Annotated in this window: 2 protein-coding genes; both read left to right on the forward strand. The window is 72.0% G+C overall.

Annotated elements, in window-relative coordinates; all coding sequences use genetic code 11:
* A partial coding sequence (locus TR49_RS39505; RefSeq protein WP_042391359.1) for an urease subunit beta occupies positions 1-648 on the forward strand: 648 nt, incomplete at its 5' end.
* Positions 645-2,409, forward strand: a 1,765-nt coding sequence (locus tag TR49_RS39510) for an urease subunit alpha (RefSeq protein ID WP_084725875.1), incomplete at its 3' end; no start/stop codon positions are given. The genes TR49_RS39505 and TR49_RS39510, both read left to right, overlap by 4 nt.

Consider the following 2,409-nt stretch of genomic DNA (forward strand, 5'->3'; position numbering starts at 1 on the left):
GCCCGAGGCTTGCGCCTCAACATCCCGGAGGCCACCGCGTTGATCGCCGACACGGTGTGTGAGGCGGCCCGGGACGGGAAGCGGCTGGCGGAGGCGATCGAGGCCGGCCGCAGCGTGCTGTCGGCGAAGGACGTGCTGCCGGGTGTGGCGGACGTGGTGACCACCTTGCAGGTCGAGGCCGTGTTCGAGGACGGGACGCGGCTGTGCGTGATCGACGACCCGTTCCGCGGCGAGGGCTCGCTGGGCGCGCAGGCGCCGGGCGCGGCGCTGCCGGGTGAGGGTGCGGGTTACGAGCCGGCCGAGCCGGTGGTGGTGCTGCGGGTGCGCAACACCGCGCCGGTGCCGGTCACGGTCACCTCGCACTTCCACTTCTTCGAGGCCAACCCCCGCCTCGCGTTCGACCGCGCCGAGGCGTTCGGTCTGCGGCTGGCCGTCCCGGCGGGTTCGTCGGTGCGGTTCGACGCGGGTGCGGTCGTCGAGGTCGGCCTGGTGCCGATCGGGGGTGAGCGGGTGGCGATCGGGTTCGCGGGCCTGGTCGACGGCCCCCTGGACGCCCCCGGCGCCCGCGAGGCCGCGCTGGCCAAGGCGCACGCCTGCGGCTACCTCACCAGCTTCGACCACCACCACGAGCAGCAGGAGTCGCGATGAGCGGCAGTGCCTTCGACGCCCAGGGCTGCCACGGCCGCCCCGGCCCCGTCGCCCCCTGGGGCGCGATCGACCCCCACGACTACATCGCCGTCCACGGCCCCCGGGCCGGCGACCGCATCCGGCTGGGCGACTCCGGCCTGATCGTGCGGATCGAGTCCGACTCCCAGCAGCCCGGCGACGAGTTCCTGGCCGGATTCGGCAAGACCGCCCGCGACGGCATCCACCTCAAAGCCACCACCGTCCGCGCAACCTGCGACGTCGTCATCTCCAACGTCACCGTCATCGACGCCGTCCAGGGCATCCGCAAGACCTCCATCGGGATCCGCGAGGGCCGCATCGTCTCGATCGGGCGCGCGGGCAACCCGGACACCCTCGACGGCGTCACCGTCGTCGTCGGCACCGGGACCACCATCGTGTCCGGCGAGGGCCTGATCGCCACCGCCGGCGCCATCGACACCCACGTCCACCTGCTGTCCCCCCGCATCATGGAGGCCTCCCTCGCCTCCGGCGTCACCACCATCATCGGCCAGGAATTCGGCCCCGTCTGGGGCGTCGGCGTCAACTCCCCCTGGGCCCTGCGCCACGCCTTCAACGCCTTCGACGCCTGGCCCGTCAACATCGGCTTCCTCGCCCGCGGCTCCTCCTCCGACCCCGGCCCCCTCATCGAAGCCCTCGCCGAGGGCGGCGCCTGCGGCTTCAAGGTCCACGAAGACATGGGCGCCCACACCCGCGCCCTGGACACCGCCCTACGCGTCGCCGAGGACCACGACGTCCAAGTCGCCCTGCACACCGACGGCCTCAACGAATGCCTCTCCGTCCAGGACACCCTCGCCGTCCTGGACGGCCGCACCATCCACGCCTTCCACATCGAAGGCTGCGGCGGCGGCCACGTCCCCAACGTCCTGAAGATGGCCGGCGTCCCCAACGTCATCGGCTCCTCCACCAACCCCACCCTCCCCTACGGCCGCGACGCCCTCGGCGAACACTTCGGCATGATCGTCTCCGCCCACGACCTCAAGACCGACCTCCCCGGCGACGCCGCCATGGCCCGCGACCGCATCCGCGCCGGCACCATGGGCGCCGAAGACGTCCTGCACGACCTCGGCGTCATCGGCATCACCAGCAGCGACGCCCAGGGCATGGGCCGCGCCGGCGAAACCGTCCGCCGCACCCTCGCCATGGCCGGCAAGATGAAACACGAACTCGGCCCCCTCGACGGAGAAGGCTCCTACGGCACCACCGAGTCCGGCGACGACAACGAACGCGTCCTGCGCTACATCGCCAAACTCACCATCAACCCCGCCCTCGCCCACGGCCTCGCCCACGAGATCGGCTCCCTCGAAGTCGGCAAACTCGCCGACATCGTCCTGTGGCGCGCCGACCACTTCGGCGCCAAACCACAACTCGTACTCAAATCCGGATTCCCCGCCTACGGCGTCACCGGCGACCCCAACGCCTCCACCGACCGCTGCGAACCCCTCGTCCTGGGCCCCCAGTTCGGCGCCCACGGCACCACCGCCGCCGACATCTCCGTCGCCTTCGTCGCCGCCGCCGCCATCACCAACGGCGACCAACTCCCCACCCGCCGACGCCGCGTCCCCGTCCAACACACCCGCGGCATCGGCCCCAAGGACATGCACCGCAACCACCGCCTCGGCACCGTCGACGTCAACCCCACCACCGGCCTGGTCACCCTCGACGGAGACCCCCTCCACTCCCACCCCGCCGAGACCGTCACCCTCAGCCGCCTCTACTTCCTCT

Source organism: Streptacidiphilus melanogenes (genome assembly GCF_000787835.1).
GTDB classification, from domain to species: Bacteria; Actinomycetota; Actinomycetes; order Streptomycetales; family Streptomycetaceae; genus Streptacidiphilus; species Streptacidiphilus melanogenes.